This window comes from Kingella oralis, from assembly GCF_014054985.1.
Taxonomy (GTDB): Bacteria; Pseudomonadota; Gammaproteobacteria; order Burkholderiales; family Neisseriaceae; genus Kingella_B; species Kingella_B oralis.
Window position 1 is genome coordinate 1,087,661 of record NZ_CP059569.1, and the last position, 18,974, is coordinate 1,106,634.

Genomic DNA, 18,974 nt, shown 5'->3' on the forward strand with positions numbered 1-18,974 from the left:
TGGTGGCCAGAGGCAGGATCGAACTGCCGACACACGGATTTTCAATCCGTTGCTCTACCGACTGAGCTATCTGGCCGAGAAGCCGCGCATTGTATGCAGGCTTGGGGCGGAGCGCAAGCGATTTGTTGGGTTTTGTTAAGCGGGGGTTGTTTTGTAAAACATTTATTTTACTCGGGCACGGGGAAGCGGGTGCGTTGAGGCAGCCTGAAACCATTGCGGCAGCCTGAAACGCAGTTGGGCTTGCAAGCATTATTTCAAAATACAGCCCCACGCATTGCGCCGCAAAATCGGTTAAAATCGCGCTCCTGTTTTCAGGCTGCCTTATCTTGTAAACAAGGGTAAACATAGGCAGCCTGAAATTTCTTAGAACCTGTATTCACTATTTGCATAGATAGATTTTATGACATAAAAGCGTGGATACAAAGCAAAAAGCGCAGCAAGGTTGAACACCTTGCGAGCATTTTTAACGCGGTAGCCACGTTTTTAGGGCATGAAAGATACCTATGAAAATAGTGAATACAGGTTCTTATTCATATTCAAAAAGGCAAGCCACCATGACCCATCCCACCCTATCCCAAGCCAAGCTCATCGTTGTGAAAGTCGGTTCCAGCCTCGTAACCGCCGAGGGGCGCGGCATCGACCAAACCGCGCTGGATAACTGGGCAACGCAAATCGCCGCCATCAAACGCAGCGGCACCAACGTGATACTGGTATCCAGCGGCGCGATTGCCGAGGGCGTGAAACGGCTGGGCTGGGCAAAGCGTCCCACCGCGTTAAACGAGCTGCAAGCCGCCGCCGCCGTGGGGCAAATGGGCATCGCGCAAGCCTATGAACACGCGTTTTCCGCGCACCGGCTCAACACCGCGCAAATCCTGCTCACGCACGAAGATTTAAGCGACCGCACGCGCTATCTCAACGCCCGCAGCACGCTGCAAACGCTGCTGGCGCAGAATATCGTGCCCGTGATTAACGAAAACGACACCGTAACCACCGCCGAAATCAAGCTGGGCGACAACGACACGCTCGGCGCGCTGGTTACCAATCTGGTGGATGCCGACGCGCTGGTGATTCTCACCGACCAGCGCGGTTTATACGACAGCGATCCGCGCAAAAACCCGCAAGCGCAGTTTATCAGCCAAATTTCCGCCGCCCATCCCGATTTGGAAAGCATGGCGGGCGGCGCGGGCACAGGCGTGGGCACGGGCGGGATGTACACCAAAGTGTTGGCGGCAAAACGCGCGGCATTGAGCGGCGCCAACACCGTGGTCGCCTCGGGGCGCGAGCCTGATGTGTTGGTGCGGCTGTGCGCGGGCGAGAGCATCGGCACGCTGTTCACCAGCGAATTCAGCCGCGTGAATGCGCGCAAACAATGGCTGCTGGGGCATATCCAAATTTCAGGTAGCATCGTGGTGGATGCGGGCGCAGAAACCGCGTTGCAACAAAGCCGCAGCAGCTTGCTGCCCGTGGGCTGCGTGCGCGTGAACGGGCATTTTCAGCGCGGCGAACTCATCGCCATTGTGAACGGCGCGGGCAAGGAAATCGCGCGCGGGTTGAGCAATTACAGCAGCGCCGAAGCGGAGAAAATCCTGCGCTGCCATGCCGACGAAATCGCCGCCAAACTGGGCTACGCGCACGAAGACGAGCTGGTGCATCGAGACAATATGGCGCATTGGTGATGCAGCCATCGGCAACGAGCCGCCGCTCTATTTAGATTAGATTTCAGGCTGCCTCGGCGGTTAAACCGGAGGCAGTCTGAAAACGCCCAAAGGCTCAATGGCCAATCAAACGCCGCAAAACCCGTTCGCAATAAACGTTTCAGGCTGCCTTTCCCTTGCAAACAAGGATTGAGGCAGCCTGAAAATCGTTTTACCCGTTTCAGGAATCGCCGCGTGGCAGCAAGCTAATCAACCAAGCCACAAAGCGCACCAGCAGCGAAACGAGTTCATACAAGCCTTCCATGCGCGCTTATTGCAAACCCAGTTGCGCCAACACGCAAGTCGTCAAGAACTCGGCCTGCTCCGCAGAAGCGGCTGCCGAAACGGGCAAAATCACCGCGCCTTGCGCCGACAAAGTTTGCAGATTGTGCAACTGCGCCGCGGAAAGCACCGCTTCGCAAGGCGCAATCACCACAGGGCGTTTGGTTGCCAACGCCAATTCCGCCATGCGCGCGGCGGGCGATTGGGTGGCGCCGTTGGCAATCAAAGCCAAGCTGCCGCCACGCGCCGCAGGCACTACCACCGCATTCAAAGCGAAAGGCGACAAATGCTCATCGGCAAAACTCAGTTGCGCTTCGGTCGCATAAAAATGTTTGCGCACCGCCGCCGCGTCGTCCAGCGCAATGCCCGTTTGCGCAAACGCGCGCTCCGCTGCATCGTTAAACGCCAGGCAAACTTGTTTGCCCGCGATCAGCAGCGCACGAATCACCGCCGCGCCGTAAACCGCGCTTTCGGGCGAAGTCAATGCCACGCCCACTCTGTTGCCGGTTGATTTCAGGCTGCCTGACACCGCAACGGCCGCCAAAGCGGGTTCGCTGGCGTGGTCAATATCCATCCAGCCCGCGGGCTTGTTCATGCCCTGCTCCAAGCGCAACGCCACGCGTCTGCCCAATTGTAGCGCCTTGCCGTTGGGTTTCACCACTTGCGCGCGCAGCTGATACAAATACGCAGGCTTGTCGTAGCCCGTTTTGCGCGCCAATTCGGCAATCGTGCCCGCTTCTTTAATCAACAATTCAAAGTTTTCAAAACGAATTTCTTGTACAGTTTTCATACTCTTCCCTGAGTTAAGATTAACAAACGAAGTGCGTAATATAATAGTTTGCCTAAACAATTTCAACTGCTTTTACTCAATTTATAGAGACAATTTCGCCCCACCCCGCCGCGGCAGCCTGAAAACAGCGGCTCCGCCTGCCTTGAAAAACCGCGCCCGCGCCCAATATAAACAGCCAAACCATCCACCACGGCACCATCATGAACCTAGCCAACCATTTTCTGCTTGCCATGCCCAATCTTGAAGATTCCTTATTTTCAGGCAGCCTGATTTACCTGTGCGAACACGGCGAAAACGGCGCAATGGGCGTTATCGTGAACAAACCTTCGCCTGTAACCATGAACGTGGTGTTCGCCGCCATCGGCAAAGACACGCCCGCGCGCTTTAAAAACCAATATGTGATGATGGGCGGCCCGATGCAAACCGAGCGCGGCTTCGTGCTGCACACGCCCATCGGCAACTGGGACAGCAGTTTGAGCATCACCGACAGCATCGCGCTCACCACCTCGCGCGACATCATCGAAGGCCTACACCAAGACGACGAAATCCAAGGCGCAGTGCTCACCATCGGCTATTCCGGTTGGAGCGCGGGGCAGCTTGAACAAGAAATCGCGCAAAACTCGTGGCTCACCGTGCCCGCCGACCCGCATATTCTGTTCGGCATCCCGCCCGAAGAACGCTATGCCGCCGCGTTCGGCAAACTGGGCATCCGCCGCGAAAACTTTGCCGGAGCGATGGGTCATGCCTGATTTTGCCGCGCCCGCCAGCGGCGGCTGCCTTGCCTTCGACTTCGGCGAAACGCGCATCGGCGCAGCGCAAGGCGATTGCCGCATCCGCATCGCCCACCCCATCGCCACGATTACCGGCAACAGCAACGATGAAAAATTCGCCCGCATCGCCGCGCTGATTCAAGAATGGCAGCCTGAAAACCTGATTGTCGGCCTGCCCGTGCACATCGACGGCAGCGAACACGCGCTCACCCGGCTCGCCCGCAAATTCGGGCATCGCCTGAACGGGCGTTTCAGGCTGCCCGTGTATTGGGTGGACGAACGGCTATCGTCGGTTTACGCCGAAGAGCTGTTGCGCGAAAACGGCGTTCGCGGGCGCAAACAAAAGCCCGTGCTGGACCAAGTTGCCGCGCAAGCCATTTTGCAAAGTTTTTTTGATAACGGCGCGGTAGATTTTTTTGACCGCCAAGCAGATGCGGGCGGCAGCGACAAGCCAGAGGCAGCCTGAAAACGGATGGGCGCGTTTCAGGCTGCCCTTTTGTTTGTGCTACGGCGCAATCCGCCGCGCTTGCACCGCAAACCTTGCCGAACGCGCCAATCCGCCCTACCATTCACTTCTCCCATCCAGCAAAGGAATCATCATGAAAACATCCCTCGCCCTGATTTTCTGCGCGCTATCGCTCAGCCTAAGCGCAGGCACGGCAACGGCAAAAACCCGCCACGCCAAAGCAAGCCCCAAAGCCCGCCACGCCGCCCAAGCCTCGGGCAACGCCTTGCCGCTCAAAGCAAACGGCTGCGCCCACTTCACCGCCGGCAAAGGCAGCTACCGCTTTTCCGTGCCCGATGAGGGCAAAGCCCTGCACAGCAGCGCGAGCGGCGTGCTCACCGCCCCCGATGGCGAAACCTTATACATGGCGCGCGGCATCGATACCGACAGCGGCGCAGCATTTTATTTTGCCGATTTGCCCGAAGCGGGCAGCTACGCCGTTCGCTTTGACCGCGGCGGCAAAGTTTCCGTGTGCATTGAATAACCGCCAAACAAAACACAAAAAGGCAGCCTGAAAACGAGAATTTCCGTTTTCAGGCTGCCTTTGCATTATTTGCTTGGCTTATTCGTCGCCGTCGTTGAGCGCGTTGATGCTGTAACCGCCGTCCACATAAGTGATTTCGCCGGTGATGCCCGATGCGAGGTCAGACAGCAAGAATGCGGCGGTGTTGCCCACTTCTTCGATGGTTACATTGCGGCGCAACGGGTTTTGCGCGGCAACGTGCGCCAGCAGCTTGCTGAAATCGGCGATGCCCGATGCCGCCAAGGTTTTGATGGGGCCGGCGGAAATGCCGTTGCAGCGGATGCCGTCTTTACCCAAGCAGGATGCGGTGAAGCGGATGCCTGCTTCCAAGCTGGCTTTTGCCATACCCATCACGTTGTAATTGGGAATCGCGCGCACTGCGCCAAGGTAAGTCAATGCCAAGATGGAGGCGTTGCGCCCGCGCATCATCGGGCGTGCGGCTTTGGCAAGCGCGGGCAGGCTGTATGCGGAAACTTCGTGGGCGATGTTAAAGGCTTCGCGGTTGATGCTGTCTAAAAAATCGCCGTTCAGGGCTTCTTTGGGCGCAAAGGCAATGGCGTGCACCAAGCCATCCAAGCCATCCCAATGCTTGCCCAAGCTGGCAAACGTTTGCGCGATTTCTTCGTCGCTTTGCACGTCGCAGCGGAACACGAGTTCGGAATTGAATTCGGCGGCGAGTTTGCGCACGCGCTCTTCCAGTTTGTCGACAACATAAGTGAACGCGAGTTCCGCGCCTTGTTCGTGGCAGGCTTTGGCGATGCCATAGGCGATGGAGCGCTCGGAAATCATACCTGTAATCAGGATTTTTTTGCCTTGCAACATGGTCATTTTGTATCCTTCGATTGATTGGGGAAATTGGGAAAACCGCGTATTATAGTGGTTTTTATGGTTTTAGGCAGCCTGAAAAATGGAGTTGGCTGTTGGGATGGGTCGGATTTGATTTGGGTCAAAACGGCAGGCGGCGGGCAGCCTGAAAACGGGCGGGAGGTGGCGGGCGTTCCGCGCGGGTGCTTTTCAGGCTGCACGATGCGTTGGCGCGACTGCCTGCTTTACTCTGCCGAGGCAGCCTGAAACGCCAGTTCGGGCAATTCAGGCTGCCGGTTTTCGTCTTGCAGGTGACTGATGCCGATGCCGATGAGGCGGTATTCGTGTTCGCTGGGCATGCGCTTGGCGAGCTGTTGGGCAGCCTGAATCAGGGTTTGCGCGCTGGGCAGGGCGGACGAATAGGTTTGCGAACGGGTGAGCGTGCGAAAGTCGCTGGTTTTGAGTTTGAGCGTGAGCGTTTGCCCGATGGTGTGGCGGCGTTGCATCTGCTGCGCCAAGTCCCGCGCCAAATCGGGAATGTGGCGGACGATTTGGCCCAGCGGCAAATCGTCGGGCAGAGTGATTTCAGTGGAGATTTGCACGCGCTCGCGCTCGGGCTCGACGGGGCGGTTGTCCACGCCGTGCGCGAGGTCGTGCAAGCGGTAGCCCCATCTGCCGAACAGGTTGATGAGCATGCCCAGCGGCACGCGCTGCAAATCACCCACGGTGCGCCAGCCTTGGGCGTTGAGCTTGGCGAGCGTTTTTTTGCCCACGCCCGATATTTTGCCCAGCGGCAGGGTGTGCAAAAACGCGTTCACATTTTGCGGCGCAATCACAAATTGCCCGTTGGGCTTGCGCCAATCGGAGGCAATTTTGGCGAGAAATTTGTTGGGCGCGATGCCTGCGGAAGCGGTTAGCCCCGTTTGGCGGTGGATTTCGGCGCGGATGGCGAGGGCGATGTCGCGGGCGTATGCGATGTTTTGCTTGTTGCAGGTTACGTCCAAATAGGCTTCGTCCAGCGCGAGCGGTTCGATAAGGTCGGTATGCAGCCTGAAAATTTGGTGGATTTGCCGGGAGACTTGGCGGTAGAGCGCGAATTGCGGCGGGATAAAAACGGCATGCGGGCACAGGCGTTTGGCGGTGGCGACCGCCATGGCGGAGCGCAAGCCGTATTTGCGGGCTTCATACGAGGCGGCGCAAATCACCGAGCGCGCGCCGTCCCACGCCACCACAACGGGCTTGCCGCGCAGGTGGGGCTGTTCGCGCAGTTCTACCGATGCGTAGAACGCGTCCATGTCTATATGGATGATTTTGCGTGGAGAGGTCATGGTTAATGGTATGAAGGCAGCCTGAAAACGTATGCAGCGGCGTTTCGCTTTGCCCGTTTTCAGGCTGCCTCAAAGTATTCAACTTTCGCCTTGAAGCAGTTTGTCCAACGCCGTCAGCGCGCGGACGGCTTCTTTGTTGCCTTGCTCGGCGGCGAGCCGCCACCATTTTTGCGCTTCTCGGTAATCGCATTCAACGCCCGAGCCTTCGGCGTAGGACAAGCCCAAGTTCAACTGCCCATCGGCATCGCCCAGCTCGGCGGCTTGGCGAAACCATTGCGCGGCAACGGCTTCGTCTTTTTCCACGCCGTAGCCTTCTTGGTAAAGCATCGCCAAATTCACCATCGCATCGCTGTTGCCCAGCTCGGCGGCTTGCCGGTAATACTGCGCGGCGCGGGCGTAATCGCTTTTCACGCCCAAGCCGTCGTCGTAGCACACGCCCAAGTTATACAAGGCCTCATCGTCGTCTTGCTCGGCGGCGGCCTGCCAGTATTGCACCGCTTTGGCGTAATCTTGTGGCACGCCCAGCCCTTCAGCGTATAAGCGCGCCAGCGAATTGGCGGCATCCCATTCGCCCTGCTCAAAAGCCGCGCCGTACCATTTGAGCGCGGCGGCGTAATCCTGCGGCAGCCCGTCCAGCCCGTCTTCGTAGAGCGTGGCGATGTTCATTTGCGCGGCCGCATCGCCCTGCTCGGCGGCGGCGTGGTACCACTTGGCGGCGGCGGCAAAGTCGGTTTTCACGCCCAAGCCTTGCTCATACATAAACGCCAACTGATATTGCGCGTCCACATCGCCCTGCTCGGCAAAGCGGCGGATGATGGGCGCGGCGGCTTTGTAGTTGCCCTTTTCAATGTGCGCGAACGCGGTGTTGAGTTGCAGATTTTTCAGCGAGTACGACATGGCAGTCTTTCGTATATTGAGGCAGCCTGAAAGCCCGTTAACGCTTTTTCAGGCTGCGTTTAAATAAAATAAATAAAAATGCGGATTTTAGCGCACTTGCGGCAGCCTGAAAAAGGGCGCGCGGATTTCAGGCTGCCCCGCCGGTTGAAGTTCCCAATCAGGCAGCCTGAAAATGCTATAATCCGCCCGTTTTTTTGACACGCCCAAAACAAAAGGATACCCCAATGTCTTGCGAACACCTCATCATGCAATACAGCACCTTCCCCAAAACCCCCAACAACGCCCTGCTGGAACCGATGTTCCTCGGGCAGCCGGTCAACGTTGCCCGCTACGACCAACAAAAATACGAAACCTTTGAAAAACTGATTGAAAAGCAAATCTCGTTTTTCTGGCGGCCCGAAGAAGTGGACTTATCGCGCGACCGCATCGACTACGCCAACCTGCCCGAACACGAAAAACACATCTTCATCAGCAATCTGAAATACCAAACCCTGTTGGACAGCATCCAAGGGCGCAGCCCCAATGTTGGGCTGCTGCCGCTCGTTTCCCTGCCCGAGCTGGAAACTTGGATTGAAACCTGGTCGTTTTTTGAAACCATCCACAGCCGCAGCTACACCCACATCATCCGCAACATCGTGAACGACCCCTCCGTCGTGTTTGACGACATCGTGCAAAACGAATACATCATCGCACGCGCCGAAGACATCGCCTGCTACTACGACGACTTGATTGAATACACCCAATATTTCAACCTGTTGGGCGTAGGCGAGCATCGGGTAAACGGCAAAACCATCGTCGTGTCCGAGCGAGAATTAAAGAAAAAACTTTACCTCTGCCTGATGTGCGTGAACGTGCTGGAAGCCATCCGCTTTTACGTTTCCTTCGCCTGCTCGTTCGCCTTTGCCGAGCGCGAGCTGATGGAAGGCAACGCCAAAATCATCAAGCTCATCGCCCGCGACGAAGCGCTGCATCTCACCAGCACGCAACACATGCTCAACTTGATGCGCGGCGGCGCGGAAGGCGCGGAATGGGCGGAAATTGCCGCCGAGCTGCAAAACGAATGCTTCGAACTCTTCAAAAAAGCCGCCGAGCAAGAAAAAGAATGGGCAGAATATCTGTTTAAAGACGGCAGCATGATAGGCTTGAACAAAGACATCCTGTGCCAATACGTTGAATACATCACCAACGCCCGCATGCTTGCCGTGGGCTTGCAGCCGGCGTTTGAAAAAGCCACGCAAAACCCGATTCCGTGGATTAACACCTGGCTCTCGTCCGACAACGTGCAAGTTGCGCCGCAGGAAGTGGAAATTTCGTCTTACCTTATCGGGCAAATTGACGCCGAAGTTAAAACCGAAGATTTGGAAGACTTTGAACTATAAACAAGCAGACGATAGGCAGCCTGAAACCCATTTTCGGGCTGCCTCTGTTAGCGCATTCACTTGATAGCCACTCCCGTTTTGCATACAATCCCGCGTTTTGCAAAATCAACAGAAAGCCCCACCATGGCAGCATACAACACCCAAAAAGTCCTCACCGTACACCATTGGACCGATGCCTATTTCAGCTTCACCTGCACGCGCGACGAAAGCCTGCGCTTTGAAAACGGGCAATTCGTGATGATTGGCGTGATGGGCGACAACGGCAAACCCATCATGCGCGCATACAGCATCGCCAGCCCCAACTGGGAAGAACATTTAGAATTTTTCAGCATCAAAGTGCAAGACGGCCCGCTCACCAGCCGCCTGCAACATATAAAAGTGGGCGACGACATCTTCATCAGCAAAAAACCCACAGGCACGCTCATCGCCAGCGACCTCAACGAAGGCGGCAAACACCTTTATCTACTCTCCACCGGCACAGGGCTCGCCCCATTTTTAAGCATCACGCGCGACCCCGATATTTACGAGCAATTTGAAAAAGTGATTTTGGTGCACGGCGTGCGCCACAAACAAGATTTAGCCTATTACGACCACTTCACACGCGATTTGCCCAACCACGAATTTCTCGGCGACATGGTGCGCGAAAAACTGATTTACTACCCCGTCGTCTCGCGCGAACCCTTTGAACACCACGGGCGTTTAACCGACCTGATGAAAAGCGGCAAACTGTTTGACGACATCGGCTTGCCCCCCATCAACCCCAAAGACGACCGCGCCATGCTCTGCGGCAGCATGCCGATGAACGCCGACACTTCCGCCATACTAGATAGCTTCGGCTTGGTCGCCTCCCCCAAAACAGGCGTGCGCGGCGATTATCTGATTGAACGCGCCTTTGTAGAACAATAATTTTTTGCTCATTAGGCAGCCTGAAAACCATAATCCGTTTTCAGGCTGCCTAAAACACACCTCATTACTATAACTATGGCACAACGCTCCAAATCCTCCCCCGCATGGCTGCACGAACACGTTAACGACCCCTATGTCAAACGCGCCCAAAAAGACGGCTACCGCGCCCGCGCCGCGTATAAATTGTTAGAAATCAACGAAAAAGACAAGCTCATCAAACAAGGCACGGTTTTAGCCGACTTAGGCTCCGCCCCCGGCAGTTGGTCGCAAATCGCCGCCAAACTGGTAGGCAAAACAGGCAAAGTGTTCGCGCTGGACATCCTGCCGATGGACGCGCTCGACGGCGTGGATTTCATCCAAGGCGATTTTCGCGAAGAAGCCGTGTTGGCCGAGTTTGAACGCCTGCTGGATAACCGCGCGCTAGACCTTGTAATTTGCGATATGGCACCCAATATGTCGGGCAACGACACCATAGACCAAGCGCGGAGCTTTTATTTGTGCGAACTGGCGTTAGATTTCGCCCGCGGGCATTTGAAAACAGGCGGCGCGTTTTTGGTGAAAGTGTTTCAAGGTTCGGGCTATCAAGAATACATGGCTGCCATGCGCGAAGTGTTCGGCACGGTGCAAACGCGCAAACCCGATGCCTCGCGCAATCGGTCTAGTGAGATTTATTTATTAGGCAAGAATAAACACTAAAGCTGCCTGAAAAATACTTTACAATCCCTTTCATTTTTCTCATCAATAGGAGTTTGTTTCTGTGGGAAGCAACTTAAAAAACCTCGTTGCAGGGGCGATTTTATTTTTGGGCATCGCCTTTGGCGTGCAATATATGCGCGAAACCAAAGTGGATAACCAGCAAATTGAATATTCTCAATTTATCCAACAAGTTAAAGCAGGGCAAATCAGCAGCCTGAATATTGAAGGCTCGCCTATCGGCTACGAAATCAAAGGCGAGCGCAAAGACAAAACCACGTTCAAAACCAACGCGCCGATGGACGACAACTTGGTAACGCTGCTGGTGGACAACAAAGTGCGCTTTAAAGTTACGCCCGAAGAAAAACCAGGCTTTTTAAGCAGCATGTTTATGAGCCTGCTGCCCGTGCTACTGTTGATTGGTGCGTGGATGTGGTTCATGCGGATGCAATCGGGCGGCGGCAAAGGCGGCGCGTTTTCGTTTGGCAAAAGCCGCGCCAAGCTGCTGGATAAAGATGCCAACACTGTGAAATTTGCTGATGTGGCCGGCTGCGATGAAGCCAAAGAAGAAGTGCAAGAAATTGTGGACTACCTCAAAGCCCCCGACCGCTATCAAAGCCTAGGCGGGCGTGTGCCGCGCGGCATTTTGCTGGCAGGCAGCCCTGGTACGGGCAAAACCTTGCTCGCCAAAGCGATTGCGGGCGAAGCGGGCGTGCCGTTTTTCAGCATTTCGGGTTCGGATTTTGTGGAAATGTTTGTGGGCGTAGGCGCAAGCCGTGTGCGCGATATGTTTGAACAAGCCAAGAAAAACGCGCCCTGCATCATCTTTATCGACGAGATTGACGCGGTGGGCCGCCAACGCGGCGCAGGCTTGGGCGGCGGCAACGATGAGCGCGAGCAAACGCTGAACCAACTGCTGGTGGAAATGGACGGCTTTGAAAGCAATCAAACCGTGATTGTGATTGCCGCGACCAACCGCCCCGATGTGTTAGACCCCGCGCTGCAACGCCCCGGGCGGTTTGACCGCCAAGTGGTGGTGCCGCTGCCCGATATTCGCGGGCGCGAGCAGATTTTGAAAGTGCACGCGCAAAAAGTGCCTTTGGACAAGAGCGTGGATTTGACTTCGCTGGCGCGTGGCACGCCGGGGTTCTCGGGCGCGGATTTGGCGAATTTGGTGAACGAAGCCGCGCTGTTTGCAGGCCGCCGCAACAAAATCAAAGTGGACCAAAGCGATTTTGAAGACGCAAAAGACAAAATCTACATGGGTCCCGAACGCCGCAGCATGGTGATGCACGAAGACGAAAAACGCGCCACCGCCTACCACGAAGCGGGGCACGCGATTGTGGCGGAAAGCCTGCCGTTTACCGACCCTGTGCACAAAGTAACCATTATGCCGCGCGGGCGCGCGCTGGGCTTAACTTGGCAGCTGCCCGAGCGCGATCGCATTTCTATGTACAAAGACCAAATGTTGAGCCAGCTTGCGATTTTGTTTGGTGGGCGCATTGCCGAGGATATTTTCGTGGGACGCATTTCCACCGGCGCATCCAACGATTTTGAGCGCGCCACGCAAATCGCCCGCGATATGGTTACGCGCTATGGCATGAGCGAGCGCATGGGCGTGATGGTGTATGCGGAAAACGAGGGCGAAGTGTTTTTGGGGCGCAGCGTTACCCGTTCGCAAAATATTTCCGAGAAAACGCAGCAAGATGTGGATGCCGAAGTGCGCCGCATTTTGGACGAGCAATATGCCGTTGCCTACAAAATCCTCAGCGAAAACCGCGACAAAATGGAAACCATGTGCAAAGCGTTGGTGGAATGGGAAACCATCGACCGCGACCAAGTGCTGGAAATTATGGCAGGCAAACAGCCCAGCCCGCCCAAGGATTACAGCCATAATGTGCGCGGGAACGGCGAGGTGATTGACGGCGTGGAGTTTGAAACGCTGCCCGAAGTGGATGAAGCCGAGAAAGCAGTAAACTTGGTAAAACCGCAGCCTGAAACGGCAAATAATGCGGCAGACGAAGCCAAGCCAGCCGCTGAACAAACGCAAGCCGCTGCGCCATCCGACAACGGCGAAGAGCCAAAAAACCAAGCCTAACGCCGGTAAAAGGCAGCCTGAAAACGAGCAAAGCAAGTTTCAGGCTGCCTTTTTGAGTATAATGCGGCGTTTGTTCGGCAGCCTGAAAAGCCGCCCGCGTTACCATCATCCCCAAGCATTCATCATGAAAAAATTATCCCTCATTGCCGCCGCGCTGTTGCTTGCCGCGTGCAGCAGCCCCTCGCCCACCCAATATTACCAACTGCCCGATAGCGCGTTCAGGCTGCCTGCGCAAAGCAATCCCGCGCACAACATCGGCGTGAAAATCGTGTTGGCAGCGCCGATCAACGGCGACAGCCTGCTCTACCAAAGCGATGAGCACACGCTCACCCTCGCGCAGCAAAACCTGTGGGCATCGCCGCTAGACCAAGCCCTAGCCCGCGCCTTGGCAAACAAGCTCAACGCAGCAGGCAGCCTGAAATACCAGCCCGCCGAAGCCAGTAGCGCGCAGCTTACTGTTTACATAGACCGCTTCCAAGGCAGCTATCGCGGCGAAACCGAAATCAGTGGCTATGCCCGTTGGCAAAACGGCACGCAAACCCCGTTTCACGTTACCACGCCGCAGCAAGGCGATGGCTACGCCGCCATGCTCAACAGCTTGGATAAAGGCTTGGCAAGCGTTGCCCAGCAAATTGCGCGATAAAGGCAGCCTGAAACCTTTGCCAAACCTGCAACTGATGACTCACCGACATCTTGCCAACCCATAAAGCCCTATTGAATAAACCATTTGGCGACGAACCCTCGCCGCTCCATGTGAGATTTCAGGCTGCCTCTGGCGTTTGCCCTTGGCAACAGGTTTACCAGCATTGCGCTGCCGCCCCGCTCGGGCAGCCTGAAAACCCAAAAGCAGCCTGAAACGCTGTTTCCCCGCCCTGCCCTTTTCAGGCTGCCCCAACGCTTTACTCCGTCCTATCTCCCACACCATGCACCAATTCTCCATCCACGCCCCCGATGGCGAGCACCTCGGCTTTCTGGTGATGCTTGCCGACGACGAAACCGCTCCCCACCCCGAAAGCGGACAGCTCGCCCTGCAAATCCAACCCGCCGCGAAAAACACCGCGCTCGCCCGCCTTGCCCAAGCGCAAACGCTCTATTGGCAAACCGCCGGCGACCACGTCCGCATCCGCGACGAAGACGGCGACCACCGCGCCAACATCCGCCAAGAATGGCTCATCGTCGGCGGCGAACACTACCAACTCAACGACTTAGAAGGCAGCCTGTAAACATGGAAAGCCTGTATATCCTTATCCCCATCAGCATCCTGCTCGCCTTTTTGATTGGCTACTTTTTTTGGTGGTCGGGCAAAAACGGGCAATTTGACGACTTAGAAGGCCCCGCCCACCGCATCTTGATGGATGACGACGACACCTACAACAAAACCCCTCCGAAAGACACGCCATGAAAAACGATTTCGCCTTCGCCACCAGCCGCCGTTTCGCCCCGCTATTTGGCACGCAATTTTTAGGCGCGTTAAACGACAACTCGTTCAAAACCACGCTGTTCGTGCTGATTAGCTTTTACGGCTTGGGCAAAAACGACACCATCCCGTCCGAACAAATGCTCAACGTGGGCGCGTTGCTGTTCATCCTGCCCTATTTCCTGTTTTCATCGTTTTCGGGGCAGCTTGCCACGCGCTACAACAAAGCCCGCCTCGCCCAAGCCACCAAAGTGTTGGAAGTGGCGGTGATGGCGGTGGCAGGATTCGGTTTTTATATCCAATCCGCGCCCCTGCTGCTGTTGTGCCTGTTTGTCATGGGCACGCAATCCACGCTGTTCGGTCCGGTCAAATACGCCATCCTGCCCGAATACCTCGCCGAAAAAGAACTCATCATGGGCAACGGTTTAATCGAATCGGGCACGTTTATCGCCATTTTGCTCGGGCAGATTATCGGCACGGTGGTGGCCGGCGAAAGCCCGCTGATTTTGGCAGGCTGGGTGGTGCTCATCGCCGTTTTGGGCTTGGGCGCAAGCGCCGCCATGCCATCGGTTGCGCCCAAAGAGCCCGAATTGAAAGTGGATTGGAACATCGCCCGCGGCACCCAATCGCTCATCGCGCAAACCTATAAGCAGCCTGAATTGTTTACCGCCATCATGGGCATTTCGTGGTTTTGGTTTATCGGCGCGGTTTATACCACCCAGCTGCCCACCTTTGTCCGCATCCATTTGCACGGCAACACAGCGGTGTTCAACCTGATGCTCACGCTGTTTTCCATCGGCATCGCATCAGGCTCGATTACCTGCGCCAAGCTCAGCAAAGGCGATTTGAAACTCTGGCTGGTAACCCTCGGCGCAACGGGGCTGACCGTTTGCGGCAGCGCGTTGGTGTTCGTGTTATACGGCACGCAGTTTTCAGGCAGCCTGAACGACTTGCAAGGCGCGGGCGCATTCCTGTCGCAAGGCATGGCGTATCCCGTTATCCTGCTGATGATAGGCATCGGCTTTTTCGGCGGCTTTTTCTCCGTGCCGCTGTACACATGGCTGCAAACCGCCTCGTCCGACGAGTTTCGCGCCAACGCCATCGCCGCCAACAACATCATGAACGCCGTGTTTATGGTTGCCGCCGCGCTGATGAGCATCGTGCTGCTCACGCTGTTTAACAGCATTTTGCTGCTGTATTTGGTCGTTGCCTTGGGCAACATCGGCTTTTTGTATTACTTGGGCAAACGCGCTCCGCAGCTGTTCAAACGCGGATAATGCCCGCACGCCCTCAGCAGCCTGAAACGCATCGTTTGCCTTCGCCAAAACGCGCTTCACCCGTTTTAGCTTCGCAACTCGACTACGCTCCGCAGGCTGCCTGTTCCCAACCCCAACCACATATCATCACACCATGACCGCCACACCCCAACCGCAGCCTGAAAACGCCCAACCCCAAGCCGCCGCTCCCAATCCAATCGCGCAAAAAAAACGCAAAACCATCGTGATTTGGCTGCGCGTCATCGCCCTCTTGTTCGCAGGCTTCTTTTTCCTCAGCCAATGCGGCATGAGCAAGCCCAAAGCCAAAGCCACCATCGTAGAAAGCTGCATTCAAAACGTGCCTCACGCGCCCAAATGGCAGCAAGACCTTGCCCAACGCAGCCTGAAAGACCCCGATGGCACGCTCGTTGCCCAATATTGCGTGTGCATGTGGGACGAGCCGCTGCAAAAACTCTCTGCCCAGCAAATCCAATCGTTCGCCAAAATCAGCCCCGAGCAGCAACTCGCGCTGCTGGGCGGCGCAGACGCATTCAGCAAACGCGATGCGCAATGCATCGCCAACTTAGGAGCAAAAAAATGATGACACCCGAAAACACCCGTTTAATCATCGTAGACATCCAAGAGCGGCTGCTGCCCGCCCTGCACGAAAACCAAGCCTTTCTCGCCGCCTGCCGCCAATTTATTACAGGTGCAAATCTGCTGGGCGTGCCGCACATCATCACCGAGCAATACCCCAAAGGGCTAGGCGCAACCGTGCCCGACATCGCCTTGCTCACGCCCGATGCGCCCAAATTCAGCAAAACCCAATTTTCCGCCTACACCGCCGAAGTCGCCGCCGCGCTGCAACAAGGGCAGCCTGAAAGTGGGCAAGCTCAAAACATCATTCTAATCGGCTGCGAAACGCATATTTGCATGCTGCAAACCGTGCTAGATTTGCGCCAACAAGGCTACAACGTTTTCATCCCGCAAGAATGCGCCACATCGCGCACCGCCGCCAACAAAGCCAACGGCTTGCAACAAATCCAAGCAGCAGGCGGCGTGGTGAGCAATATTGAAAGCCTGCTGTTTATGCTGCTCAAAGACGCGCAGCATCCGCAATTCAAAGCCATTTCCAAATTGATTGTGTGATTTCAAACGCGGCAATCCGCGCCCCAAAGGCAGCCTGAAAACGTATTTCCCGTTTCAGGCTGCCTGATTGTTTAAACGCATCCCCCGCCCCGCCCATTACTCTGCTAAAATCGCACGTTTTTTACTTCATCCGCAAAGGAACGCAAATGATCGATTTCGCACACGCCGCCGATGGCGCGGCAGCAGCCGGCCAAAGCCCATGGTCAGCCATTTTGATGTGGCTGCCGCTGTTTGCCATTATTTACTTTATGATGATTCGCCCCAACCAAAAACGCGAAAAAGCCCGCCAAACCATGATTAGCGAGCTGAAAAAGGGCGACCGCGTGCTGCTCGCCGCAGGCTTTTACGGGCGCGTGATTAAAACAGGCGAACACGTCTTCACCATCGAGCTTGCCCGAGGCGTGAACATCGAAGTGGACCGAAACGCCATCGCCGCCAAAGTGGATGCCAACGCCAACCCCGTTGAGCCCGAAGCCGCAAACAGCCAGCCGCCCGCAGCCAACTGATTTCAGGCTGCCCGCCCCCCGAAAACAGCAATGGCGCGTCCGTTGCTGTTTTCCACGTTTTACCGATTATCCTTTCAAGGCAGTCTGAAAACGGAAAAGCCACAGGCAGCCTGAAAATCAAAGGAAAAACCATGAATCGTTATCCGCTTTGGAAATACCTGCTGATTGCGTTCACGATTGTGCTAGCCGTCATCTACACGCTGCCCAATCTGTACGGCGTAACCCCAGCCATCCAAATTTCCACCAACCGACAATCCATCACCATTGACAGCAACACCGAAAAAACCGTTGCCGATGCGCTGCAAAAAGCCAATATCCAGCACGGCGGCATGTTCATCGCAGGCGGCAGCCTGAAAGTGCGCGTGTCCGACGCCACCAAAATCTCCGCCCGCGATGCCATTGATGCCGCGCTGGGCGAGGGCTACATCGTCGCGCAAAACCAAATCGCCAACAGCCCCGAATGGCTGGAAAAAATCGGCGCCAAACCCATGTTCCTCGGCTTGGACTTGCGCGGCGGCGTGCATTTCACCATGCAAGTAGACATGAAAGCCGCGCTGGAAAAAACGCTTGACCGCTATGCCGGCGACATCCGCCGCACCATGCGCCAGCAAGACATCCGCGTGGGCGGCATCCGCAAGCAGGAAAACAGCCTTGTGGTGCCGTTCCAAGACGCGGCCGACATGCAAAAGGCCCTGCCCGAATTGCAAAAAATGCTGGAAGGCGCGCAAATCAGCAGCAACGGCAACGAGATTACCGTGGCGCTGCCCGACGCGCTGCTGGCACAAATCCGCAGCGATGCCGTGAAGCAAAACATCACCACGCTGCATAACCGCGTAAACGAGCTGGGCACCGCCGAGCCCGTTATCCAACAGGCGGGCACCGACCGCATCGTGGTGCAACTGCCCGGCATGACCGACACCGCCAAGGCCAAAGACATCATCGGGCGCACCGCCACGCTGGAAGTGCGCATGGTGAGCAGCGACATGGCGCTGTACGCGCAAGCGCAAAACGGCAACATCCCCGATGGCTACGAACTGCTCAGCGACAACGAAGGGCATCAGTTCTTGGTGAGCAAGCAGGTGGAACTGACCGGCGAAAACATCAATCAAGCGCAGGGCAGCCAAGACCAGCAAACCAAGCTGCCGATTGTGAGCCTTGCGCTGGACAGCTCGGGCTCGTCCACCTTTGCCGATTTAACCACCGCCAACAAAGGCAAAATCATGGCGATGGTGCTGATTGACCAAGGCAAAGCCGAAGTGGTAACCGCGCCGCGCATCAACGAGCCGATTACAGGCGGACGCGTGCAAATCACAGGCATGGCAAGCCTTGCCGAAGCCAATGACGTTGCCCTGCTGCTGCGCGCAGGCTCGCTGGCCGCGCCGATGAAAATCATTGAAGAGCGCACCATCGGCCCTTCTTTGGGCGCGGAAAACATCAGCAAAGGCATTCATTCCACCGTGTGGGGCTTTGTGGTCGTTACTGTGTTCATGATTGTGTATTACCGCCTGTTCGGCATTTTTTCGGCCATTTCGCTGTCGGCTAACCTGTTATTCCTGTTTGCCATTTTATCCGCCCTGCAAGCCACGCTCACGCTGCCAGGCATCGCCGCGATGGCATTGACGCTCGGCATGGCGATTGACTCCAACGTGTTGATTAACGAGCGCATCCGCGATGAACTGCGCGAGGGCAAAAAAGCCCAAATCGCCATCAAAGAAGGCTACGACCACGCTTGGGACACCATTTTGGATTCCAACTTAACCTCGCTGATTGCGGGCATCGCCCTGCTGATTTTCGGCACGGGCCCCGTGCGCGGCTTTGCGATTGTGCATTGCTTGGGCATTATGACTTCCATTTATTCATCCGTAGTCGTGTCTCGCGCCTTGGTGAATTTGTGGTACGGCAACCGCAAAAAGCTGCAACATCTATCCATCGGCGTGCGCTATCCCGCCGTGTTAGACAAAAAAGAGGAGGCTTGAT

General features: G+C 56.1%; 22 protein-coding genes and 1 tRNA gene. 18 read left to right on the forward strand and 5 right to left on the reverse strand.

Annotation, left to right across the window (positions count from 1 at the left end):
• Positions 1–76, reverse strand: a tRNA-Phe gene (locus H3L93_RS05680).
• Positions 77–554: 478 nt separating this feature from the next.
• Between H3L93_RS05680 and proB the strand changes: the two genes are divergently transcribed.
• The gene (gene proB, locus H3L93_RS05685; protein WP_003795495.1) at positions 555–1,676 is read left to right on the forward strand and encodes a glutamate 5-kinase; all 1,122 of its coding nucleotides are present in this window, start codon (positions 555–557) and stop codon (positions 1,674–1,676) included.
• Positions 1,677–1,965: 289 nt separating this feature from the next.
• Here proB and H3L93_RS05690 read toward each other — a convergent pair whose 3' ends face one another.
• Entirely contained in the window at positions 1,966–2,766 is an 801-nt protein-coding gene (locus tag H3L93_RS05690) for a flavoprotein (RefSeq protein ID WP_003795487.1), read from the reverse strand.
• 200 nt (positions 2,767–2,966) lie between these two features.
• On the opposite strand from H3L93_RS05690, the gene H3L93_RS05695 reads away from it, so the two are divergent.
• Genes H3L93_RS05695 through H3L93_RS05705 form a run of 3 tightly spaced genes read left to right on the forward strand, consistent with a single transcriptional unit; the run spans position 2,967 to position 4,525 of the window.
• Positions 2,967–3,515 (forward strand): YqgE/AlgH family protein, encoded by a 549-nt coding sequence (locus tag H3L93_RS05695; RefSeq protein ID WP_003795484.1) that lies wholly within the window; start codon positions 2,967–2,969, stop codon positions 3,513–3,515.
• Positions 3,508–4,002 (forward strand): Holliday junction resolvase RuvX, encoded by a 495-nt coding sequence (gene ruvX, locus H3L93_RS05700; RefSeq protein WP_003795480.1) that lies wholly within the window; start codon positions 3,508–3,510, stop codon positions 4,000–4,002. Before H3L93_RS05695 ends, ruvX begins: the two co-directional genes overlap by 8 nt.
• Positions 3,953–4,525, forward strand: a complete 573-nt coding sequence (locus H3L93_RS05705; RefSeq protein WP_155803073.1) for a hypothetical protein — start codon at positions 3,953–3,955, stop codon at positions 4,523–4,525. The genes ruvX and H3L93_RS05705 overlap by 50 nt, the downstream gene beginning before the upstream one ends.
• Before the next feature lie 78 nt (positions 4,526–4,603).
• On the opposite strand, the gene fabI is transcribed toward H3L93_RS05705, so the two are convergent.
• Positions 4,604–5,392, reverse strand: coding sequence for an enoyl-ACP reductase FabI (gene fabI / locus H3L93_RS05710; protein ID WP_003795476.1), 789 nt, complete (start codon positions 5,390–5,392; stop codon positions 4,604–4,606).
• A gap of 48 nt (positions 5,393–5,440) precedes the next feature.
• Between fabI and H3L93_RS05715 the strand changes: the two genes are divergently transcribed.
• Positions 5,441–5,635, forward strand: coding sequence for a hypothetical protein (locus H3L93_RS05715; RefSeq protein WP_003795473.1), 195 nt, complete (start codon positions 5,441–5,443; stop codon positions 5,633–5,635).
• Here H3L93_RS05715 and dinB read toward each other — a convergent pair.
• Positions 5,614–6,696, reverse strand: coding sequence for a DNA polymerase IV (gene dinB, locus H3L93_RS05720; protein WP_003795471.1), 1,083 nt, complete (start codon positions 6,694–6,696; stop codon positions 5,614–5,616). The genes H3L93_RS05715 and dinB overlap by 22 nt on opposite strands.
• A gap of 78 nt (positions 6,697–6,774) precedes the next feature.
• Positions 6,775–7,593, reverse strand: coding sequence for a tetratricopeptide repeat protein (locus tag H3L93_RS05725; protein WP_003795469.1), 819 nt, complete (start codon positions 7,591–7,593; stop codon positions 6,775–6,777).
• 245 nt (positions 7,594–7,838) lie between these two features.
• Here H3L93_RS05725 and nrdB point away from each other — a divergent pair, with 245 nt between their 5' ends.
• From nrdB to secD, 13 genes are all read left to right on the forward strand, one after another.
• A complete protein-coding gene (nrdB, locus tag H3L93_RS05730; protein WP_155803120.1) occupies positions 7,839–8,972 on the forward strand; it encodes a class Ia ribonucleoside-diphosphate reductase subunit beta in 1,134 nt (377 codons plus the stop codon).
• Positions 8,973–9,095: 123 nt separating this feature from the next.
• Positions 9,096–9,878 carry a ferredoxin--NADP reductase gene (locus tag H3L93_RS05735; RefSeq protein ID WP_003795462.1) on the forward strand — a complete coding sequence of 261 codons (783 nt, stop codon included), beginning with the start codon at positions 9,096–9,098 and terminating at the stop codon, positions 9,876–9,878.
• Between the two features lie 75 nt (positions 9,879–9,953).
• Positions 9,954–10,574, forward strand: coding sequence for a 23S rRNA (uridine(2552)-2'-O)-methyltransferase RlmE (gene rlmE / locus H3L93_RS05740; RefSeq protein WP_003795461.1), 621 nt, complete (start codon positions 9,954–9,956; stop codon positions 10,572–10,574).
• A 133-nt stretch (positions 10,575–10,707) separates the two neighbouring features.
• Positions 10,708–12,669, forward strand: coding sequence for an ATP-dependent zinc metalloprotease FtsH (gene ftsH, locus H3L93_RS05745; RefSeq protein ID WP_246314013.1), 1,962 nt, complete (start codon positions 10,708–10,710; stop codon positions 12,667–12,669).
• Positions 12,670–12,793: 124 nt separating this feature from the next.
• Positions 12,794–13,312, forward strand: coding sequence for a PqiC family protein (locus H3L93_RS05750; protein ID WP_182077711.1), 519 nt, complete (start codon positions 12,794–12,796; stop codon positions 13,310–13,312).
• Positions 13,313–13,362: 50 nt separating this feature from the next.
• A complete protein-coding gene (locus tag H3L93_RS05755; RefSeq protein WP_155803070.1) occupies positions 13,363–13,524 on the forward strand; it encodes a hypothetical protein in 162 nt (53 codons plus the stop codon).
• 68 nt (positions 13,525–13,592) lie between these two features.
• Complete coding sequence (locus H3L93_RS05760) at positions 13,593–13,892, forward strand: HLGFF motif protein (RefSeq protein WP_003795452.1); 300 nt, start codon at positions 13,593–13,595, stop codon at positions 13,890–13,892.
• A 2-nt stretch (positions 13,893–13,894) separates the two neighbouring features.
• Positions 13,895–14,071 carry a cbb3-type cytochrome oxidase assembly protein CcoS gene (gene ccoS, locus H3L93_RS05765; RefSeq protein ID WP_182077712.1) on the forward strand — a complete coding sequence of 59 codons (177 nt, stop codon included), beginning with the start codon at positions 13,895–13,897 and terminating at the stop codon, positions 14,069–14,071.
• Entirely contained in the window at positions 14,068–15,363 is a 1,296-nt protein-coding gene (locus H3L93_RS05770) for an MFS transporter (protein WP_003795450.1), read from the forward strand. The genes ccoS and H3L93_RS05770 overlap by 4 nt, the downstream gene beginning before the upstream one ends.
• Before the next feature lie 133 nt (positions 15,364–15,496).
• Positions 15,497–15,943 (forward strand): hypothetical protein, encoded by a 447-nt coding sequence (locus H3L93_RS05775; RefSeq protein ID WP_003795447.1) that lies wholly within the window; start codon positions 15,497–15,499, stop codon positions 15,941–15,943.
• Complete coding sequence (locus tag H3L93_RS05780) at positions 15,940–16,491, forward strand: isochorismatase family protein (RefSeq protein ID WP_003795445.1); 552 nt, start codon at positions 15,940–15,942, stop codon at positions 16,489–16,491. The genes H3L93_RS05775 and H3L93_RS05780 overlap by 4 nt, the downstream gene beginning before the upstream one ends.
• Positions 16,492–16,637: 146 nt before the next feature.
• Positions 16,638–16,997: a preprotein translocase subunit YajC gene (gene yajC, locus H3L93_RS05785; protein WP_003795439.1), complete on the forward strand. Its 360-nt coding sequence runs from the start codon at positions 16,638–16,640 to the stop codon at positions 16,995–16,997.
• Between the two features lie 131 nt (positions 16,998–17,128).
• Entirely contained in the window at positions 17,129–18,973 is a 1,845-nt protein-coding gene (secD, locus tag H3L93_RS05790) for a protein translocase subunit SecD (protein ID WP_003795437.1), read from the forward strand.
• The last annotated feature ends 1 nt before the right edge of the window (position 18,974 follow it).